Annotated in this window: 17 protein-coding genes; 13 read left to right on the top strand and 4 right to left on the bottom strand. The window is 66.5% G+C overall.

Annotated elements, in window-relative coordinates:
- Positions 1-141 precede the first annotated feature (141 nt).
- The gene (locus AC1DZV_RS09715) at positions 142-1,914 is read left to right on the top strand and encodes a dynamin family protein (RefSeq protein WP_476953570.1); all 1,773 of its coding nucleotides are present in this window, start codon (positions 142-144) and stop codon (positions 1,912-1,914) included.
- Positions 1,911-3,563, top strand: coding sequence for a GTPase (locus AC1DZV_RS09710; protein WP_476953560.1), 1,653 nt, complete (start codon positions 1,911-1,913; stop codon positions 3,561-3,563). Before AC1DZV_RS09715 ends, AC1DZV_RS09710 begins: the two co-directional genes overlap by 4 nt.
- A gap of 34 nt (positions 3,564-3,597) precedes the next feature.
- On the opposite strand, the gene AC1DZV_RS09705 is transcribed toward AC1DZV_RS09710, so the two are convergent.
- Positions 3,598-4,134: a DUF1697 domain-containing protein gene (locus AC1DZV_RS09705; RefSeq protein ID WP_476953559.1), complete on the bottom strand. Its 537-nt coding sequence runs from the start codon at positions 4,132-4,134 to the stop codon at positions 3,598-3,600.
- 13 nt (positions 4,135-4,147) lie between these two features.
- Positions 4,148-4,867 (bottom strand): IclR family transcriptional regulator, encoded by a 720-nt coding sequence (locus tag AC1DZV_RS09700; protein ID WP_026266447.1) that lies wholly within the window; start codon positions 4,865-4,867, stop codon positions 4,148-4,150.
- A gap of 130 nt (positions 4,868-4,997) precedes the next feature.
- Between AC1DZV_RS09700 and leuC the strand changes: the two genes are divergently transcribed.
- Together leuC and leuD are read left to right on the top strand one after the other, a co-directional pair.
- A complete protein-coding gene (gene leuC / locus AC1DZV_RS09695) occupies positions 4,998-6,452 on the top strand; it encodes a 3-isopropylmalate dehydratase large subunit (RefSeq protein ID WP_223916419.1) in 1,455 nt (484 codons plus the stop codon).
- Positions 6,453-6,526: 74 nt separating this feature from the next.
- On the top strand, positions 6,527-7,129 hold the full coding sequence (leuD, locus tag AC1DZV_RS09690; RefSeq protein ID WP_476951170.1) for a 3-isopropylmalate dehydratase small subunit: 603 nt from the start codon (positions 6,527-6,529) through the stop codon (positions 7,127-7,129).
- An 86-nt stretch (positions 7,130-7,215) separates the two neighbouring features.
- On the opposite strand, the gene AC1DZV_RS09685 is transcribed toward leuD, so the two are convergent.
- Entirely contained in the window at positions 7,216-8,829 is a 1,614-nt protein-coding gene (locus tag AC1DZV_RS09685; protein ID WP_476953558.1) for a PIG-L family deacetylase, read from the bottom strand.
- Between the two features lie 566 nt (positions 8,830-9,395).
- Here AC1DZV_RS09685 and murA point away from each other — a divergent pair.
- The 4 genes from murA to AC1DZV_RS09665 are packed head-to-tail and all read left to right on the top strand — an operon-like array spanning position 9,396 to position 13,732.
- Positions 9,396-10,721 carry a UDP-N-acetylglucosamine 1-carboxyvinyltransferase gene (murA, locus tag AC1DZV_RS09680; protein ID WP_028278332.1) on the top strand — a complete coding sequence of 442 codons (1,326 nt, stop codon included), beginning with the start codon at positions 9,396-9,398 and terminating at the stop codon, positions 10,719-10,721.
- Positions 10,722-10,731: 10 nt separating this feature from the next.
- The gene (locus AC1DZV_RS09675; protein ID WP_476951172.1) at positions 10,732-11,538 is read left to right on the top strand and encodes a lysophospholipid acyltransferase family protein; all 807 of its coding nucleotides are present in this window, start codon (positions 10,732-10,734) and stop codon (positions 11,536-11,538) included.
- Positions 11,535-12,587: an NAD(P)H-dependent glycerol-3-phosphate dehydrogenase gene (locus AC1DZV_RS09670; RefSeq protein ID WP_476953557.1), complete on the top strand. Its 1,053-nt coding sequence runs from the start codon at positions 11,535-11,537 to the stop codon at positions 12,585-12,587. The genes AC1DZV_RS09675 and AC1DZV_RS09670 overlap by 4 nt, the downstream gene beginning before the upstream one ends.
- Before the next feature lie 14 nt (positions 12,588-12,601).
- Positions 12,602-13,732 (top strand): D-alanine--D-alanine ligase family protein, encoded by a 1,131-nt coding sequence (locus AC1DZV_RS09665; protein ID WP_476951174.1) that lies wholly within the window; start codon positions 12,602-12,604, stop codon positions 13,730-13,732.
- A gap of 63 nt (positions 13,733-13,795) precedes the next feature.
- On the opposite strand, the gene AC1DZV_RS09660 is transcribed toward AC1DZV_RS09665, so the two are convergent.
- Positions 13,796-14,296 carry a DUF3515 domain-containing protein gene (locus AC1DZV_RS09660; RefSeq protein ID WP_476953556.1) on the bottom strand — a complete coding sequence of 167 codons (501 nt, stop codon included), beginning with the start codon at positions 14,294-14,296 and terminating at the stop codon, positions 13,796-13,798.
- A 583-nt stretch (positions 14,297-14,879) separates the two neighbouring features.
- Here AC1DZV_RS09660 and AC1DZV_RS09655 point away from each other — a divergent pair.
- The 5 genes from AC1DZV_RS09655 to AC1DZV_RS09635 are packed head-to-tail and all read left to right on the top strand — an operon-like array spanning position 14,880 to position 19,917.
- On the top strand, positions 14,880-15,155 hold the full coding sequence (locus AC1DZV_RS09655; protein ID WP_476951176.1) for a hypothetical protein: 276 nt from the start codon (positions 14,880-14,882) through the stop codon (positions 15,153-15,155).
- Positions 15,156-15,157: 2 nt separating this feature from the next.
- Positions 15,158-16,411: a glycosyltransferase family 4 protein gene (locus AC1DZV_RS09650; RefSeq protein ID WP_476951177.1), complete on the top strand. Its 1,254-nt coding sequence runs from the start codon at positions 15,158-15,160 to the stop codon at positions 16,409-16,411.
- Positions 16,408-18,156, top strand: coding sequence for a glycosyltransferase family 4 protein (locus AC1DZV_RS09645; protein WP_476951178.1), 1,749 nt, complete (start codon positions 16,408-16,410; stop codon positions 18,154-18,156). The genes AC1DZV_RS09650 and AC1DZV_RS09645 overlap by 4 nt, the downstream gene beginning before the upstream one ends.
- Positions 18,156-19,043 carry an ABC transporter permease gene (locus tag AC1DZV_RS09640; RefSeq protein WP_476951179.1) on the top strand — a complete coding sequence of 296 codons (888 nt, stop codon included), beginning with the start codon at positions 18,156-18,158 and terminating at the stop codon, positions 19,041-19,043. The genes AC1DZV_RS09645 and AC1DZV_RS09640 overlap by 1 nt, the downstream gene beginning before the upstream one ends.
- Complete coding sequence (locus tag AC1DZV_RS09635; RefSeq protein ID WP_476953555.1) at positions 19,030-19,917, top strand: ABC transporter ATP-binding protein; 888 nt, start codon at positions 19,030-19,032, stop codon at positions 19,915-19,917. The genes AC1DZV_RS09640 and AC1DZV_RS09635 overlap by 14 nt, the downstream gene beginning before the upstream one ends.
- Positions 19,918-19,921: the final 4 nt, after the last annotated feature.

Here is a 19,921-nt window from a genome sequence, read left to right as displayed (position 1 = left end):
GGGCCGTTTTTCGTTTCCCGGATTGACTGGGCTTCCAGGCGCGACTCGTCCGCCGGCGTATTGCCGGTCGCGCAGAGTCCCGCTATGCGCTGCGCATGGCGCTTTGGTTCCGCGCAGCGGCGCCCCCGCAGGAACCACGTTCTGAACTGGCATGATGATGCAGTGAGCTCCCATGAAACCGGCCCCGGGGCCGCAACCGGCGTGGCCCTCCTGGAGGCAGTGCGGCAGGACCTCGCGGCCCTCCGGCTGCCGCTCGCCCTGCCCGGGACGGACCAAACGCGCCTGGACCTTCAAAGGGCCGTGGCTCAACTCGATGACTACATCCTGCCCCGGTACCGCAGCCTCGATGCGCCCCTGCTGGCCGTGGTGGGCGGTTCCACCGGGGCCGGAAAATCCACCCTGGTCAACGCCCTGGTGGGCCACCCCGTCACGCGGGCCGGTGCGATCCGCCCCACCACCCGCCAGCCCATCCTGCTCCACCATCCCGCCGACGCCGCCTGGTTTGAGGGCCAGCGGGTGCTGCCGGCCCTGGGCCGCATCCGGGGTGCCCTCGTGGACGGCCGGGCGCAGGCACCGGCTGGTGCGGCGTTGGAGCCCGGCCCGGTGACCTCCCTGGTCCTGGTCTCCGACTCCGCGGTCCCGCCCGGAATCGCTTTGGTCGACGCGCCCGACGTCGACTCCGTTTCCGAGAACAACCGGCAGCTGGCCGGGCAGTTGCTTGCCGCCGCGGACCTCTGGGTATTTGTCACCACAGCCAACCGGTATGCCGACGCCCTGCCCTGGCGCCTGCTCCTGGATGCGGCCTCCCGCGACATCATGGTGGCCGTGGTCCTGGACCGGGTGCCGCCGGCGGCGGAAGCGGAGGTTAGCGCGGATCTGCAGGCCATGCTCAGCCGGGAAGGGCTGGGGGCCGCCCAATTGTTCGTGGTGCCGGAGCTGCCGCTGGATGCCGCAGGGATGCTTCCGGCTGAGGCGGTCGAGCCGCTGCTCGTTTGGCTCGGGACGCTGGCAGGGGACGCCGCGGGACGGGCCGGAATCGCCCGGCGCACCCTCAACGGCACCCTCCTCGCCCTCGCCCACCGCGTCGACGCGGCGGAGCGGGCGCTGTCCGAACAGCAGCACGCAGCCGGTGTTCTCGCAGCCGACGCCCGCGACGCCTATGACGACGCCGTGGCCAGGATCCTCGAGGCCACCCGCGACGGCGCTCTGCTGCGCGGCGAAGTGCTGGCGCGCTGGCAGGACTTTGTTGGGACCGGGGAGTTCTTCCGCGCCATGGAACAGAACATCGGACGCTTCCGTGACCGCGTGGGCGCATTTGTCCGGGGTGAACCGGCGCCTGCGGTCAGGGTGGAAACCGCGATCGAAACGGGACTGCAGGCGGTCATTGTCGATCAAGCCGCCAAGGCCGCCGAGCATACCGACCAGCGGTGGCGTTCAGACCCCGCCGGCAGGCAGGTGCTGGGCACCGACGATCTTTCGGGTGCCTCCGAGGGCTTCGCGGACGCTGTGGCGGCCGAGATCCGCGCTTGGCAGGGGAACCTGATGGAACTCATCCGCACCGAAGGCCAGGGCAAGCGCACCCAGGCCCGCTGGTTGTCTTTCGGCATCAACGGCCTCGGCGCTGCCCTGATGATTGTGGTGTTCTCCATGACCGCGGGCCTGACCGGGCTTGAGATCGGAGTCGCCGGCGGCACCGCCGTCGTGGGTCAGCGCCTCCTGGAGGCAGTATTCGGGGAGGACGCCGTCCGCCGGCTGGCCCGGACCGCGCGCGAAGACCTGCATCTGCGGTGCCGGGGCCTGCTGGCGGCGGAGTGCCAGCGGTTCTTGACCCGGCTGGAGGTCGACGGCGGCGTGCCGCCCTCAGCCATCGCGGGCCATGCGGCGGCACTGCGCCGGCTGGCGGCCACGTCATGAGCCGTCATGGCGCCGCCCGCGAGGCGTCCCAGCTCGATCGCAGACTGGAAGCGCTCAACAACGCCACAGAGCTCGCAGACGGAGTCCTCCCGGAGGAGACCCTGGCCGGTGTCCTGCAGGTGCTCGACCGCGCGAGTTCGCGGCGGTCGCTGTCCGGAGACCACACGGTGGTTGGGTTTTTTGGAGCCACAGGCAGCGGCAAGTCATCGCTCTTCAATGCCGTAAGCGGCGAGGAGATCGCGACGGCGGCCGTGCGCCGTCCGACCACCACCGAGCCGCTGGCGGGCATTTGGGGCGTCCAGGGCAGCGATGCGCTGCTGGATTGGCTGGAGGTCCGAAAGCGCCACGCTGCGGCGCCGATCAAAGGGTTCGCCGACGACGACACCGGGCTGATCCTTCTGGACCTGCCGGACTTTGACTCGACCAGGGCCGCCAACCGGGGGATTGTGCAGCGGATGGTGGGCCTCGTGGACGTCCTCGTCTGGGTCCTCGATCCGCAGAAATATGCCGACGCCGCCGTGCACAACGATTTCCTGGCACCGCTGTCCTCGCACGGGGCCGTCACGATCGTGGTGCTCAACCAAATCGACAGGCTCCCGGAGCACGAGGTGCGGCCGGTCCTGGAATCCCTCACAGCTATCCTGGCGCGGGACGGGCTGGACAAAGTTCAGGTCCTCGGGGCTTCCGCCGTGCTGGGGGCGGGGGTGGAGAAGGTGCGGGCCGCGATCCGGCAGGTGGCGAAGCAGCGTAAAGCGATGTCACAGCGACTTGCGGCAGATGTCACGCTGGCCGCCGCCAGGCTTACCGAGGCGTCCGGCCTGCCCCCGGGTGGCACGACGGCCACGGGTGGCGGGACGGCCGCCGGTGCGACGGCCGCGGCCAAGTCCCGGCTGGCGGGGGAGTTGGCTGTGGCCGCCAATGTGCCGCTGGTGGTCGACGCCGTCGCCCGGTCCTACCGGCTGGAGGCAACCCGGCGCACGGGCTGGCCGGTGACCCGCTGGCTGGCCAGGTTCCGGCCGGATCCGCTGCGGCGTCTGAACTTGCGCCGCGAGGGCGCCAAGCCTGAACTGAACCGGACCTCGCTGCCTCCTGCCGGGGCGCCGGAACAGGCGCGGACAGATGCCGCCGTCCGGGAATTCGCTGAGGCGGCGTCCGCCGGTGCCCCTGGCCCGTGGCGGGCGGCCATCCGAGGCGCCGCCCGGGAAGGAAACGACCGGCTGCCGGATGCACTGGACCAGGCAATTGCCTCCACAGAGTTGTCCGCTGGCACGAAGTCCTGGTGGTGGGGTGTGTTCAATGCGGTTCAGTGGCTCGCCTTGGTAACGGCCCTGGCCGGATTCGCGTGGCTGGGAGTCCTGGCTGCGCTCGGCTACCTGCAACTGCCAGTGCCAGAGGTCCCACGGGTCCAGGGCTGGCCGGTTCCTACGGTGATGATCGCCGGGGGAGTGCTGCTGGGCATCGTCCTGGCGATTGGGGCGCGGTTCATTTCCGGAGCCGCAGCAGCGTCACGCAGTGCCGTGGCACGGAAGCGACTGACAGCCGCCGTCGCCGCCGTCGCGGGGGAACTCGTCGTGGCGCCCGTGGAACGTGAGGTCAGCCGCCTGGCGAAGTTCACTGCCACGCTGAAGGCCGCCGCGGGTCGGCAGTGAGCCGTCCGTGCGCGGCCGGCCGGATGCGGCCTGCCTAAATCCCGGCCGCGGCGTCGCGGACCTTGATCATGGTGCGGAGGTTGCGTGTGGTGGTGGCAGCCTTGTACTTCGCCTTCGAGGAGAGCTTGCTGAAAGGGCTGTCCAGGGTGCCGCCGGCGGGGGCGAGCCAGGCCAGGGCTTCCGGGCCCAGCCGGGTGAGCTCTGCCTCGTCCAAGGCCCTGCCTGCCTCGAGCAGCTCCGAGAGGACCTCTTCATCAGAGGCGAGCGTCAGGTACGTATGGGTGGACGCGTCGTCGGCCGGGTAGGGGCACGCGTCGACCAGGGCTGCCACACGGCCCGCGGTGAGCACAACCACCCAGGCGTCGTAGCCGAAGGTTTCCCGCAGGCACGCCTCGAATTCCTTTTTGACGCCGGCCGGATCCAGCTCGCTGGCCAGCACGACGTTGCCGCTGGCCAAGAGGGTCACGACACCCGAAAATGGCCGGGACTTCAGGGCGTTCTTGAGATCGGCCATCTTGATATTGATGCCGCCCACGTTGATGCCCCGCAGGAAGACCGCATAGCTGTTCATGGGCACAGCATACTTAGTCGTTGGTCTTGCGCAGCGCTTCCGTCAGGACACGGCCTGCGTTGCAGACCACTTCGGCGTGCAGGCGCCCCGGCTGGCGGGTCAGGCGCTCGATCGGGCCGGAGATGGACACCGCGGCAATCACGCGGCCGGACGGCCCTCGGACGGGGGCCGAAACGGAGGCGACACCGGGCTCGCGTTCGCCGAGGCTCTGGCCCCAGCCCCGGCGTCGTACTCCGGCCAGGACGGTGGGGGTGAAGCGGGCGGACTGGAGGCCTTCCAGGAGGCGGTCGTGGTCCTCCCACGCCAGCAGCACCTGGGCGGCGGAACCGGCCTTCATGGACAGCTGGGTGCCGACGGGGATGGTGTCGCGCAGCCCGATCGGGCGTTCGGCGGAGGCCACGCAGACGCGCCAGTCACCCTGGCGGCGGAAGATCTGGGCGCTTTCGCCGGTGGCGTCGCGCAGCTGCATGAGAACGGGGCCGGCGGAGGCGATGAGGCGGTCCTCGCCGGCGGCGGAGGCCAGTTCCACCAGACGGCTCCCGAGCACGAAGCGGCCCTGGATATCGCGGCTCACGAGCCTGTGGTGCACCAGCGCGAGAGCCAGCCGGTGCACGGTGGGCCGGGCCAGTCCCGTGGCCGCCACCAGCTGCGCCAGGGTGGTGGGGCCGGCCTCAAGTGCGTCAAGCACATGGGCCGCTTTATCGATGACACCGACTCCACTAGAATTGTCCATGTAATGATATTGACGTCTCATTATCTGAGATGCAAGTCAACGCGCTGGCGTATTACTTGGCTGTGCTGGTTCAGTGGAAGAGATAGTCCGTCGGAACGCACAATACTTACCGCAGTGAAGGGAGCAGGCCGTGGCAAAGACACTGGCCGAGAAGGTCTGGGACGCGCACGTTGTGCGCAAGGGGGACGGCGAAGGAGCCAACGCCCAGCCGGATCTCCTCTTCATTGACCTCCACCTGGTGCACGAGGTGACATCGCCGCAGGCTTTTGAAGGTCTGCGGCTCGCCGGCCGCAAGCTGCGCCGGCCGGACCTCACCATCGCCACCGAGGACCACAACACTCCCACGCTGGATATCGACAAGCCAATTGCCGATCTCACCAGCCGGACCCAGATCCAGACCCTGCGCAACAACTGCCAGGAGTTTGGCGTCCGCCTGCACTCCCTCGGCGACGCCGAGCAGGGAATCGTGCACGTGGTTGGCCCCCAGCTGGGCCTCACGCAGCCCGGCATGACCGTGGTGTGCGGCGACTCGCACACCTCAACCCACGGCGCCTTCGGAGCGCTCGCCATGGGCATCGGCACCTCCGAGGTGGAGCATGTCATGGCCACCCAGACGCTGTCCCTAAAGCCGTTCAAGACCATGGCGATCAATGTTGAGGGCACGCTGCGCCCCGGCGTGAGCGCCAAGGACATCATCCTGGCCGTCATCGCCAAGATCGGCACCGGCGGCGGGCAGGGCTACGTGCTGGAATACCGCGGCTCCGCCATCCGTGCGCTGTCCATGGAAGCCCGGATGACCATCTGCAACATGTCCATCGAGGCCGGCGCCCGCGCAGGGCTGGTGGCTCCGGACCAGACCACTTACGACTACATGCATGGCCGCCCGCATGCGCCCGAGGGCGCCGACTGGGATGCCGCCGTCGAATACTGGAACACGCTGCACACCGACGACGACGCAGCGTTCGACGTCGAGGTGGACCTTGACGCCGACACCCTGGAACCCTTCGTGACGTGGGGAACCAACCCGGGCCAGGGCGTGTCGCTGTCCGCAAAGGTGCCCTCGCCCGATGACTTCGGCGATGAGAACGCCAAGGCCGCCGCCGAACGCGCCCTGCAGTACATGGGGCTCGAGGCCGGCACCCCGATGAAGGACATCCGGGTGGACACTGTGTTCCTGGGGTCCTGCACGAACTCCCGGATGGAGGACCTCCGGGCCGCCGCCGACATCATCCGGGGCCGGACCAAGGACCCGGCCGTGCGCATGCTGGTGGTGCCCGGCTCCGCCCGCGTCCGGCTTGAGGCTGAAGCCGAGGGCCTGGACAAGGTCTTCAAGGACTTCGGGGCCGAGTGGCGCTTCGCCGGCTGCTCCATGTGCCTGGGCATGAACCCGGACCAACTGGAGGTGGGGGAGCGCTGCGCCTCCACATCCAACCGCAACTTCGAGGGGCGCCAGGGCAAGGGCGGCCGCACCCACCTCGTCTCGCCCGTGGTCGCTGCGGCGACGGCAGTCCGAGGCACCCTGAGTTCGCCGTCGGATTTGGACCCTGCTCCGGAGTCCGCTGCGGTCCGGGTCGGCGCCGCGTAGCCTCCGCCTTCCCCGCCCAGATCCGAAGCCTCGCTCCACACAGCCTCGATCCACACAGTCCCGAAGGATCCGCCATGGAAAAGTTCACCACTCACACCGGAATCGGTGTCCCGCTGCGCCAGAGCAACGTCGACACGGACCAGATCATCCCCGCCGTGTACCTCAAGCGCATCACGCGCACCGGCTTTGAGGACGCGCTCTTCGCCGCGTGGCGCAAGGACCCGTCCTTCATCCTGAACCAGGCGCCGTTCAGCGCAGGATCCGTTCTGGTAGCGGGTCCCGACTTCGGCACCGGCTCCTCCCGCGAGCACGCCGTCTGGGCGCTGAAGGACTTCGGCTTCAAGACGGTCCTGTCCTCGCGCTTTGCCGACATCTTCCGGGGCAACTCCGGCAAGCAGGGCCTGCTTGCCGCCGAAGTCGCCCAGGACGACATCGAGCTCATTTGGAAAGAACTTGAAAACGCTCCGGGCACCGAGGTGACGGTGGACCTCGTGTCCAAGACCGTGCAGTGCGGCAATATTGTGGCGCCGTTCGAGATTGACGACTACACGCGGTGGCGCCTCCTCGAGGGCCTGGACGACATCGGGCTGACCCTGAAGCACGAACCCGACATCACCGCGTACGAGGCCACCCGGCCCTCCTTCAAGCCCAAGACGCTGCCCGCCCGGTTGTCCTGAGGCCCCATTGGCGTAGCCGGCCGGTCCGATGCTGCGAGGCCGCAGTCAGCCACACAGTGGTCTTGTCGATTCGATGAAGGCGGCCGCTATTCCGTGTAGGCCTGGAGTTCGGAGAGTCCGATGTTCCTGGTGGTGCCGCTGACGGTGGTGACTGTCAGTCTCAGGCTCGTGGTGGCACGGGCCGTGAAGGTGACGGTGGTCGCTTTGCCGGCGTTGTCCAGGGAGGGCACGGCCACGGTGCTGCCGTCGGAGAAGGTGAGGGTGCCGGCCGTGATCTGGTCGGCGGCATTGGGCCGGTCGAAGAGTACGACGAAGTTCAAGTCGACGGCGGTGGGGAAGGTGAGCTCGAGGTAACTTCCCGTTTTGCCACCGGCGGTGGCCCATTCCCGGCTGGAGTCAGTGGGGTAGCCCGCGGCGACGCCGTCGATGGCCTTCGTTGTGGTCTGGCCCGAAACGGAGTTCTGGGAACTGGCGGTGACCATCGCCGATCCAGCCACGTTGGCGCTCGTGTAGGCCTGGAGTTCGGAGAGTCCGATGTTCCTGGTGGCGCCGCTGACGGTGGTGACTGTCAGTCTCAGGCTGGTGGTGGCACGGGCCGTGAAGGTGACGGTGGTCGCTGTGCCGGCGTTGTCCAGGGAGGGCACGGCCACGGTGCTGCCGTCGGAGAATGTGAGGGTGCCGGCCGTGATCTGGTCGGCGGCATTGGGCCGGTCGAAGAGTACGACGCGGTTCAAGTCGACGGCGGTGGGGAAGGTGAGCTCGAGGTAACTTCCCGTTTTGCCACCGGCGGTGGCCCATTCCCGGCTGGAGTCAGTGGGGTAGCCCGCGGCGACGCCGTCGATGGCCTTCGTTGCAGTCTGGCCAGAAGCGGAGTTCTGGGAACTGGCGGTGACCATCGCCGACCCAGCCACGTTTGCGTCGCTACTCCGAGTCATGGCAGGCAGGGCGACGGTGTATGACCGGGAGAATCGGGCGCCCATCGCCTCGGTGGCACAAACTTCGGCCGTGTTGCAGGTCCTGTAGTCGTATTGCGCGTATGTCAGGAAGGCGTTGGTCTTGGTGGTTAGATCTGGTTCGGAAACGTTGGACGGTCGTAGGACGATGCCATATCCCTGATATCCGGTGAGAGTGTGAGGGAGGCTGTACCGTTGCTGCGTCGCGAGTACGAGGTAGGCCACGGTGTGGTGGTCGCTGTGGTCGCCGTCGCCATAGCTGCCAGCGAAGTCCAGCGTGGCGATCTGGTCCGGCTGGTAACTGTTCATCAATGCCAGCAGGGTGTCCTGGAGCGTCGATAAGGTGTACGAGGAGGAGCCATCTACGGTGGTTATGGTGTTGAGCACACCGCCGTACAGTTTTTGGAGACTCTGGTATCCGTTGTTGGACCCGCCACTTCCGTCGGGGAATCCGTCAGGCAACCGCATGAATGCGAGCGAAATTTTCGTCGCACCGTCGAGCGTCGCCACCGGAATCGGGTGGCCGGCAATTCCGGCATCCGTTGTCGTCCAGGTGTTTGCGACGCCGGCGAGCTCCGCGTAGGCAGCTCTTACGCCATTCTCGCGTGATGTCCAATAGTCGGCGGTTTGGTTTGCATCGCCGGCGGTGACGTAGAGGGTACGAACGCACAGGCCTTCGCGGATCACGGAGATGAGCGCGGGGCTCTGGAAGAGCAGGTCGTCGTCCTGGTGGGCGACGATGTTCATCACAGTACCGGCAGGGCATCCGGGGTCCGCGGACGCGCCAGGGGCGGTTGCAGTGCTCCAAGCGAGCGCGGCGACTGCCGCCACAGCGAAGAATTGTTGGGACAGCCGACGAAGTCGGGGAAACGCCATTGGACTCACCCTCACTGGTCACCATGCAATTGCCCGTTTGGTGACAACCGCACCGCTGTTGTCACTGGCTCGACGAGCGGTTACTTTCGAGGATGGTGGCCTCCGGCACGCCCCGCTACGGGGACGGTTACTCGTTAAGTTGGTCGCGCCACGTGTCTTTGGGCGGCGACTACTTGGTTCGTCCGGGTTCGACCAACAGGTAGCGCGTTACGGGCGTCGGGGCCAAGGTCTTGCGACGCGTAGCGCGTCGACCTTGAGAAGGAGGCCACGGGAGTCTGCCCAAACCGTGACTTACGGGGCGACTGGTCCGGCGTCGTCTATCCGGGCGCCGAAGGCATCTCGATGGGCACGTATTTCAGATCGGTAACGGATGCTCCTATGCTTAGCTGGTGCCTTTGTAAGGATTTGGGGGCTAGTAGTCGTGAGGAAACCGGTATATGAGTAGTGTTCTGACAATCCGCGGAGGCGTCCCGCTAACTGGCCGCGTCACCGTTCGCGGGGCCAAGAATCTTGTCCCAAAGGCCATGGTTGCTGCCCTTTTGGGCAACGAGCCATCGGTGTTGCGCAACGTGCCTGAAATCAAGGACGTCGAGGTTGTCACCAGCCTGCTCCAGCTCCACGGCGTCAGGGTGGACAAAGATCCCGTCACCGGCGATCTGACGCTTGACCCGAAGGGCGCCAAGACGGCTTCCAGCACGGCCATCGACGCTCACGCCGGCGATTCGCGCATCCCGATCCTGTTGTGCGGACCGCTGATCCACGCCATCGGCGAAGCCTTCATCCCGGACCTGGGTGGCTGCAAGATCGGCGACCGTCCGATCGATTACCACCTCAATGTCCTGCGACAGTTCGGCGCCGTCGTGGAAAAGCGCCCCGGCGGCATCCACATCTCCGCGCCCAACGGGCTCAAGGGCGCCAAGATTGCGCTGCCCTACCCGTCCGTGGGCGCCACTGAGCAGGTCCTGCTGAGCGCCACGCGCGCAGAAGGCATCACCGAACTCTCCGGGGCGGCCACCGAACCGGAAATCGTGGACCTCATCGCGGTGCTGCAGAAGATGGGCGCCATCATCAGCGTCCAGACTGACCGCACCATCCGCATCGAAGGCGTCCGGGACCTCGGCGGCTACAACCATCGCGCCCTCTCGGACCGCAACGAGTCCGCCTCCTGGGCTTCCGCGGCCTTGGTCACCCGCGGCGACATCTTTGTCGAAGGCGCCACCCAGCGCGACATGATGACCTTCCTGAACACGTACCGCAAGGTCGGCGGCGGCATGGACATCGGCGACGACGGCATCCGCTTCTACCACCGCGGCGGCAAGCTCAACCCACTGGTCCTCGAAACAGACGTGCACCCCGGATTCATGACGGACTGGCAGCAGCCGCTCATCGTAGCCCTGACCCAGGCCGAGGGCGTTTCGATTGTCCACGAGACCGTGTACGAGAACCGGTTCGGCTTCACCGATGCACTGATCCGCATGGGCGCCAATATCCAGGTCCACCGCGAGTGCCTCGGCAGCGTGCCGTGCCGCTTCGGCCAGCGCAACTTCCTGCACTCCGCCGTCATCTCCGGTCCGGCACAGCTCAAGGGCACCGACATCGACGTCCCCGACCTGCGCGGCGGATTCAGCCACCTCATTGCCGCCCTGGCCGCCACCGGCACCTCCCGCGTCACGGGAATCGACATCATCAACCGCGGCTACGAGCGCTTTACCGAGAAGCTCGCGGGCCTCGGCGCCGATTTCGACATCACCTCGGCCAAGTAGCGGGGGTCCCGTGAAGGAATCCGCCAAAAGTCACGTCACGTTCGTGACAGTCGCCGGGATCATCCGGCCCGTGATGAACCTCCTCATGGGCAAGAAGTGGGAAGGCCTCGAAAAGCTCCCCGTCGGCGGCTTCATCGCCGCGCCCAACCACTGCACGGAGATCGACCCGCTGGTGGTGGGGCACATGCTCTACAACCAGAAACGGATGCCGCATTTCCTCGCCAAGGCCGGCCTCTTCAACGTGCCGGTGCTTGGCGCTGTCCTGCGCTCCACCAAGCAGATCCCGGTGGAGCGTTCGACGACGGGGGCGAACCGTTCGCTGCAACTCGCCAAAGAGATCGTGAACGAGGGCGGTGCGATCATCATCTACCCAGAGGGAACCCTGACCCGGGACCCGGCACTCTGGCCGATGAAGGGGCACACCGGTGCCGCGCGCATGGCTCTGGAGAGCGGCATTCCCGTGGTGCCCATCGCCCACTGGGGTGCCCAGGAGGTCTTCCCGCGGTATGCGAAACGTTTCTACATTTTTCCCCGCAAGACCTCCCGCCTGGTGGTCGGGGATCCCGTGGACCTGAGCGCCTTTGAGGGCCACCCGCTGGACAAGGCGACGCTCGACGCAGCCACGAATGCCATCATGGACGCCATCACCGGCCTCCTGGCAGGACTGCGTGGTGAACAACCGCCCCCGCAACGGTGGAACCCAGCGGCGCACAACCAGTCCACGCAGGGCCGCTTCGTCGAGCGGGGCGGCGCCAAAGGTAAAGCCATCCAAGAGGGTGGCGCATCGAACGAGAACATTGGGGACAGCACCGGATGACGGTTAACTTTGAACGAGCAACATCCGCCACCACCGTGGCCGTCCTGGGGGCAGGTTCCTGGGGCACCACCTTCGCCAAGGTTGTTGCCGACGCCGCCACGGCCTCCGGGGTCGAACGAACCATCCGCCTCTGGGGCCGGCGCCCCGAAATCGTGGACCAGATCAACACCCTGCACCGCAACGAGCAGTACCTGAACGGCATCACGCTGCCCTCCAGCATCACTGCGTCGAAGGACGTATCCGAAGTCCTGGCGGGCGCGGAACTGGTCATCCTGGCCGTGCCGGCACAAACCCTGCGGCCGCAACTGCAGGCCTGGAAGGAACATCTGGCGCCCGGCGCCGTCGTGGTGTCCCTCATGAAGGGCCTCGAGCTCCACACCGATGCCCGCATGAGCGAGGTCATCAGCGCGGAGCTGGACCTGCCTGCCGACCGGGTCGCCGTGGTTTCCGGCCCCAACCTGGCCATGGAAATCGCGCGGGAGGAGCCAACAGCCTCGGTGGTGGCCTGCACGGACCCGATCACGGCAGGCTGGATCGCCCGCAGCTGCACTGCCCCCTACTTCCGCCCCTACACCACAAGCGACGTGATCGGCGTCGAAATCGGCGGCATCGTCAAGAACGTGATCGCCCTGGCCGTGGGAATCTGCGAAGGAAAGAAGATGGGGGACAACACCAAAGCCTCCGTCATCACGCGCGGCTTGGCCGAGACCTCACGGCTGACACTCGCCCTTGGCGGCGAAGCCCGGACCATGGCGGGGCTCGCAGGCCTGGGCGATCTCGTGGCGACCTGCTCCTCCCCGCTGTCCCGAAACCACACGGCCGGCAGGCTGCTCGGCAAGGGGCTGACCCTGGACCAGGTCACCGCCGAAATGAAGCAGACGGCTGAAGGCATCAAATCCAGCCAGGCTGTCAACGAACTCGCCGGAAAGCTCGGCGTCGACATGCCGATCACGGCCGCCGTCGTCGCGGTCCTTGCCGGAAAACTGTCCGTCGATGAACTGGGTCCGCTGCTGCTGTCCCGGGATCTGAAAGCCGAAGGCGACCACTGAGAGTGTCAGGGAACATGACCACAGAAGACCGTCCGGTCCAGTCCAAACCCCGCGTGGCGGTGCTGTTCGGCGGCCGCTCCAGCGAGCACGCCGTCAGCTGTGTGACAGCCGCCGGCGTCCTGGGAGCCATCGATAAGGACAAATACGACGTCATCCCGATCGGGATCGCCAAGACCGGCCAGTGGGTTTTGGCGTCCGGCGGAACCGACGAGTGGTCGCTCTCCGCCTCGTCGCTGCCCGAGGTGGCCCCCTCGGCACAGACCGTCACCCTGGCCGAGATCGGCGGCGAGCACCAGCTGATCGTCGCAGCCCCGAATACCGTCCCGCAGGAGCTGGGAGCCGTCGACGTCGTCTTCCCGCTGCTGCACGGGCCTTTCGGCGAAGACGGCACCATCCAGGGCCTCCTGGAACTGTCCGACACCCGCTACGTGGGCGCGGGCGTGCTCGCGTCCGCCGTCGGCATGGACAAGCACTTCATGAAGGTGGTCTTTGAATCGGCCGGGCTCCACGTGGGACCTTACATCGCCGTGACTGACCGGCAGTGGCGCAACGATCCCGAGACCGTCCGCAAGCGCGTGGACCAGCTCGGCTTCCCGGTATTCGTCAAGCCGGCCCGGGCAGGGTCTTCCATGGGCATCTCCAAGGTGGACTCCCTCGAGGGCCTCGACGCCGCCATAGAGATCGCCCGCGAGCACGACCCCAAGCTGGTCATCGAGGCCGGCATCACGGGCCGCGAGATCGAATGCGCCGTGCTGGAGGGCCGGGGGACCGATGCTCCCCGGACGTCCATGCCGGGCGAGATCTCCGTCGCGGGCGGCGGCCATGAATTCTATGACTTCAACGCCAAATATGTGGACGACGCCGCGGCCCTCAGCTGCCCGGCCGACCTCCCCGAAGAAGCGATCACCCGTGTCCGGGAACTGGCCGCGCTCGCCTTTGACGCCGTCGGCGGCGAGGGACTGAGCCGCGTTGACTTCTTCTACACCTCCGATGGCGAACTGATCATCAACGAGATCAACACCATGCCCGGGTTTACGCCTAAGAGCATGTACCCGCAGATGTGGAAGGCCTCAGGACTGGGCTACGCCGAGCTGATTGACGAGCTGATCCACTTGGCCCTGCACCGCAAGACCGGCCTGCGCTAGAACCGGCTGCGCTAGAACCGGGCAGCGCTAGAACCGGGCGGGCGCGGACGCGCCTGCCCGGGCCTACTTGCTGTTGGGGAGGTTCTGCAGGTCCTCTTGGCCCACGCATTTCCGGGTTGCCGGGATCTTGAGCGCGGCGGCGGAGAGGTCGGCCAGCACGGTAGCCGAGCTGGTCTTGTCCGGATCCATCAGAATTTCCGTCGCCGGTTCACGGCCGAACGTGGTCAGCGTCCACACCGGGTCGCCTTCCTTGATGACCCAGTCGACGTTGTTGACGCTGACGCAGCGGTCCGTCGTGGGGCCCGGGACGTTGACTCCGCACCGCAGAATCACCTGCGACGGATCGCCCCAGGCCGCCGTGGCCTGGGCATTGGTCTTGCGCAGCCTGGCATCGCCGATCGCGTCCGGCAGGGCCAGCATCATGGGCGCGCAGGCGGCGTTCCCAGCGTCCTTGGCCGGCGTGACGTCGACCACCGGGGAGCAGGACGTCAAAACAAGACCGGCTGCGATGGCCGCAACAGCGAGGGAAGGGCGCGCAGAAACGAACCGTCTGAAATGGAGCATCCACCCAGCTTATCCCGGTCCGCGTGGCGCAATCGTCCCGGCCCAGCCTCCGCTATATCATGGCCCGGTGGTACTTCGATGAACAGCCGGTGTCTTCCGTCAAGTAGACTGGGGGGACCGTGCAACGCTGGGGTTTTGCCGACAATGACGTTTGTGATGGCCACGACCGCACACACCTGATTAAATCTCGTACCTGGGGGAGGGCCTGTCGATGACGTCGCGCAGCCAAAAACTGAAGTCCGCACGCGTCGGGCTGGGAGCACTGCTCCTGGCCCTCTCCGTCGCGGGAACGGCCGTTCCTGCCCACGCTGAAGACCCCCTTCCCGTTGGCGGTGGACCTGTGGTCACGGCCTCTCCGACTCCTTCGCCCACTGAGACGGCGCCGGTGGTGACGCCCCCGACCATCATCGAAACGCCGCCCGTTCAGAGCCCGGCCCCGCCTATTCAGAGCCCGGCCCCGCCTGCTCAGAGTCCGGCCCCGCCGGTCAAAATCGCGCCGGCGCCGCCGGCTGCGCCGGTTGTGACGCCCGCGCCTGTTATCGAAACGCCGCCGGTCGTTGCACCCGCGGTCCCGGTAGAGCCCGTGCAAGAAACACCCTCGGCAACGCCGACCCCCTCGGCCACCCCGACTCCGACGTCGGCCCCCTCTACCGCCCCTGCGGTGATCGCCACCCCCAGCGAGCCACCCGTCATGGTGAAGTCCGAAGTCAAGGCCGCGGTTGCGGTAGCTACCGGCAGCCCGCTGGGGATTCAGCTGGTCACAGTCCTGATCCTGCTCGGCGCGGGTTTGGTCTACTTCCGTTTCCTCGGCGGGAAGACTAGGGTTCGTCCCCGCCAGGGCGGGAAAGTAACACCCTAGACATGCGCCACGAATTCGTTGACCGCACACCACAAGGGACGCAGGCCGAGAGCCTTCGGATAACCCTGCTGACCCACTCCTACTGGCCGGAACAGAGCCCTCCCCAGCGCCGATGGACCGCCATGATCAAGGAGTTTTCGGCATCCGGCTGGGACGTCGACGTCGTGACACCCGTGGCGCACTATCCTTTCGGCCGGCGGGCGCTGCCCCGCAAGATGGCCGGGAGGCCTTTCCAGCCGCAAAAAGGGCAGTTTACCGAGAAGATACTCCGCGTCCCCTACCTCCGCCACGGCAACTCCCGGGCGGCACGTTTGCTGGATCAGTGCTTTTCCGCGGCATTGTCGATTCCGGCCGGTTTCATGGTCCGCAAGCCCGACGTCGTCATTGTCACGGCGCCGGGTCTGCCTTCCTTGGGAGCCGGCTACATTCTGGCCAAGGCCCGCGGCGTGCCCCTGATCGTGGAAATGCGGGATGCGTGGCCGGACCTGGCCCGCGACGCCCGGCTGGTCCAGGGCAGCGTGAAAGGCGTCGTTGAGCGCGTCGTGGATTTTGTCCAGCACCGCGCCGACCTCGTAGTCACCGTGACCGAGGGATTCGCCGCGACGCTTCGGGCGCGCGGCATCCGCAACGTAGCAACCGTCAGCAACGGCGTGCACCTGGACTCCATCCCCGTCATGGGACCGCCGGAACTCGACCGCGACGTCTTCGAAGCTTTGTACCTGGGGAACCACGGCGAGAGCCAGCGGCTGGACGTGGCCATCAGGGCAAGCGCCCTCGTGGGGGACTCCATGCACCTGCACTTGGTGGGCCACGGGACTCAGCGGCCGGCGCTGGAGAAGCTGGCACGGGAGCTGAAGGCCCCAGTCACGTTTCACGCACCCCTGACCGGGGACGCCATGCTCGAGCGATATGCGTCGGCCGACACCTGCCTGGTGTCCCTTCGAGACGACTGGAAGTCCTTCGACACCACCGTTCCATCCAAGACCTACGAAGTTCTGGCCATCGGCCGCCACATCACTGCTGTGGTGCGCGGCGAAGCGGCCCGCATTGTCATGGACGCGGAAGCCGGGGACATTGTTGCCAGCTCTCCGGAAGCTGTGGCGGATCTGTGGCGCGAGCTCGCAGCCGACCGAAGCAGGCTGGTCCGCAACGGCGACAGCCGTCAGTGGGTTAAAACCCACGCAGAATATGGACACCTCGCCAGCCGCTACATGCAACTCATCTCCGAGCTTCTGGCGGACGTTCCCAGCAAATGATCCAGCATCTCAAGAATGCGCGGCTCGCCGCGAGTGTCATCAGCCAGCACCTGGTTGATGATCCGGTTCTCCTGTACCTGCAAGCTGCCCGCCGTCTGCCCGCCGTCGTGCGCCCGTTCGGCCGGGTTGTGACCGCCATCTTTCCGAGGAACTCGGTGGCGGTTCCCGTCATCCTGGCCGCGCTCAGCAACGGAAACGACGCCGATGCCAAGCGCCGCCTCGAACTGGCCGCGGATGGCCCCACCCAGGGGGAACCGGCCCGGCGCCTTGCGGACGTTGCCCTGTCCGCCGGCCTGCTGGAGATATCGGACGACTTATTGGCCAAGGCAGGGAATGCCCGCGGCCTGAAGTCTGCGCGGGCCCGCAGATTGTGGCATGACGGGGACCTCAGCGGAGCCGTCAAGACCCTCGACGGCTCCGGCGCTGCAGGACGGCGGCAGCAGGCACGCCTCGCCGGTGAGGCGGCGGTCTACGCCGGCGCGGCTCCGGTGCTCCGTCGGCAGGATTTCGAACCGGTTCCCGGCCGGGTCCTGCACTTGCTCACGAATTCACTGCCGCACACCGCCAGCGGCTACGCCCAGAGATCCCACTCCATCATGGTGGCCCAGCGGGAAGCGGGCTGGGGCGTCCTGGCGGTCACGAGGCTCGGGTACCCCGTGCAGGTCGGCAAATTCCTGGCGCGGGCCACCGACGTGGTGGATGGCGTCCGTTACCGGCGCCTCCTCCCGTCTCGGCTGGCCCCCACCATGGACGCGCGTCTGCAGCAACAGGCTGAGGACTTACTGCGGGTGGCCCTGCAATTCAGGCCGAGCGTTTTGCACACCACCACACACTTCGTCAATGGATTGGTGGTCCGGGCCGTGGCCGAGGCCCTGGGCATCCCGTGGGTGTACGAGGTCCGCGGCCAGTTGGCAGACACGTGGGCCGCCACGCGGGGACCTGCGGCACGGAACAGCGAAAAGTACGCGCAATTCCAGGCCCGGGAAACCGAAGTCATGCGCGACGCCGATTTGGTCGTGACGCTGGGCCATGCCATGAAGGCCAATATTGTGGCCGCGGGCATTCCGGGCGGGAAGATCGTCATCGCTCCCAATGCCGTGGGCGGGGCATTCCTCGACCAGCCCGGGGACGCCGCCGACGCGCGCCGCGAACTCGGCCTACCCGGGGACGGACTCTACATCGGCACGGTCAGCAGCCTGGTCGCGTATGAAGGCCTGGATGACCTGGTCCGCGCGTTCGCGCTCCTGGCGCCGGAATTTCCGCAACTGCGCCTGCTGGTTGTTGGGGACGGCGTGGCCGGTCCCGCCCTGCGGGAGCAGGTCCGGGGCCTCGGCCTGGCGGGGCGGGCGGTCTTCACGGGCAGGGTGCCCCGGGATCAGACCCCGCTTTATCATCAGGCCCTGGACGTGTTCGTGGTGCCGCGCAAGGACCTGGACGTGACCCGTGCCGTGACCCCGCTCAAGCCGGTCGAGGCGCTGGCGAGTGCACGGCCGGTGGTTGGAAGCGACCTGCCCGCACTTCGGGAGATAATAGACGACGGCGGCAACGGGCTTCTGGTCCCTGCCGCGTCACCGGTCGAGCTTGCGCGCACGATCTCGGCGTTGTTGCTCGACGCGAGCCGACGGGCGTCGATGGGGCGCGCGGGCCGGGCCGCAGTCCTGGCCGAGAGGACCTGGGCGGCCAACGCCGAGGCGCTGGCCGCGCGTTACGCTGGGCTGCACCATGAACATGAGGAGATCGAGTAGTGTCCGCAGATAGTGCAATAGACCCGGAGCCGGTGGCTGTGCAGCCCCTCTCCGTGGACATGCGGCGGCTGACCCGTGTCGGTTCGCGGCCCAACTTCCTGGACTATCTTGTTCAGCTCTGGGACTTCCGGCAGTTCATTTTTTACGATGCCCGCGCCCGGGTGCAAAGCGGAACGCGGCGAGATCGACTGGGCAGCGCATGGCTGCTCCTGAACCCCATTTTCAACGGCCTGACCTACTTTCTGATTTTCGGGCTGTTGCTCAAGACCAGCCGCGGTGTTGAGAACTTCGTGGGATACCTGGTGGTAGGAATTTTCGTGTTCCAGTTCAGTTCCGGTGCCATCACCTCCGGCGCACGCTCCATCAGGAGCAACAAGTCCGTTGTTCAGGCGTTCAACTTCCCGCGTGCCGCACTTCCCATCGGCGCCAACGTTCGGGAGTTGTTGTCGGCCGTGCCCCTCATGCTCGCCATGCTCCTGATCGTGGTGGTGCTACCTCCAGCCGAGAACATCACCTGGCTGTGGGTATTGGTGATACCGGCCATACTCCTGCAATCGCTATTCAACCTGGGGGTGGGGCTCATCCTGGCCCGGATTATCTCCCGCGTTCACGACGTCACGCACCTGCTGCCCTTCGCGCTCCGGGCGTGGATGTACGGATCGGCGATCTTCTACACCTATGAGCGCTTCATCACCCATCCCCAAATGCTTGCCGCCATCAAGCTCAACCCCTTGTTCAACGTCATCGACATAGTCCGGGATTGCGTCCTCTATGCCAGGGTTCCCCAGTGGCAGTCGTGGGCAATACTCGCTGCCTGGGCTTTGGGGGCCCTGGCTGTTGGGCTTGTCTACTTCTGGAAGGGGGAGGAATCCTATGGACGCGGGTGAGAAGGAAATCTTCATCGAGGGACATCCCTGCGTAGTGGTGGACAGCGTACGGATGCGCTATCGCGTCGCCTCAAGTGCGACGTCCGACGCGGAGCCCGACACGACCAAGCCCCGGTTCCTGCGCCGCGCCGTCAACAAGCCCAACATGGTCACCGTACAGGCCCTGAATGAGCTCTCCCTGGTGGTGGAACGCGGTGAATCCGTCGGCATCATCGGCCGAAACGGATCCGGGAAAAGCACGCTCATGAAGATCATCAGCGGCCAATCCAAGCCGACGTCCGGGGCCGTCTATGCCTCCAGCACGCCGATCATGCTCGGCGTTAACGCAGCCTTGGTCCAAGACCTGTCGGGGGACCAGAATGTCATCCTTGGGTGCCTTGCCATGGGCATGAGCCGGGCCGAGGTAGACGAGAAGTACAACAGTATTGTCGAACTGTCCGGACTCGAGAAGTCCATTCACTTACCGATGAAGTCTTATTCTTCGGGCATGGCGTCACGCCTCCGGTTTGCCATCGCCGCGAGCGTCGATCCCGAGATTCTCCTGGTGGATGAGGCGCTCAACACCGGTGATGCCCAGTTTGGTGACCGCAGCAAATTGCGGATGGACGAGCTCCGCGAGCAGGCAGGTTGCGTCTTCCTGGTCAGCCACAGCCTGGACACGATCAAGTCCATGTGCACGCGCGTGATCTGGCTGGACAAGGGCGACCTCATCATGGACGGTGAGCCGGAAATCGCCATCAAGGCCTATCAGGACTTCACCCGGCACCTGTCAAAGGGCAACAACATTTCAGCCGCCAGGATTCTCGACGACGCCAAAGCGAACCTTGTGGCCACCGAGGTCCGTGGGCGGTCCTCACGTCGGAGCCGAGGCTGATGCC

This window comes from Arthrobacter sp. P1_D12 (assembly GCF_056406175.1).
This window is presented reverse-complemented; position numbering and strand designations above follow the sequence as displayed.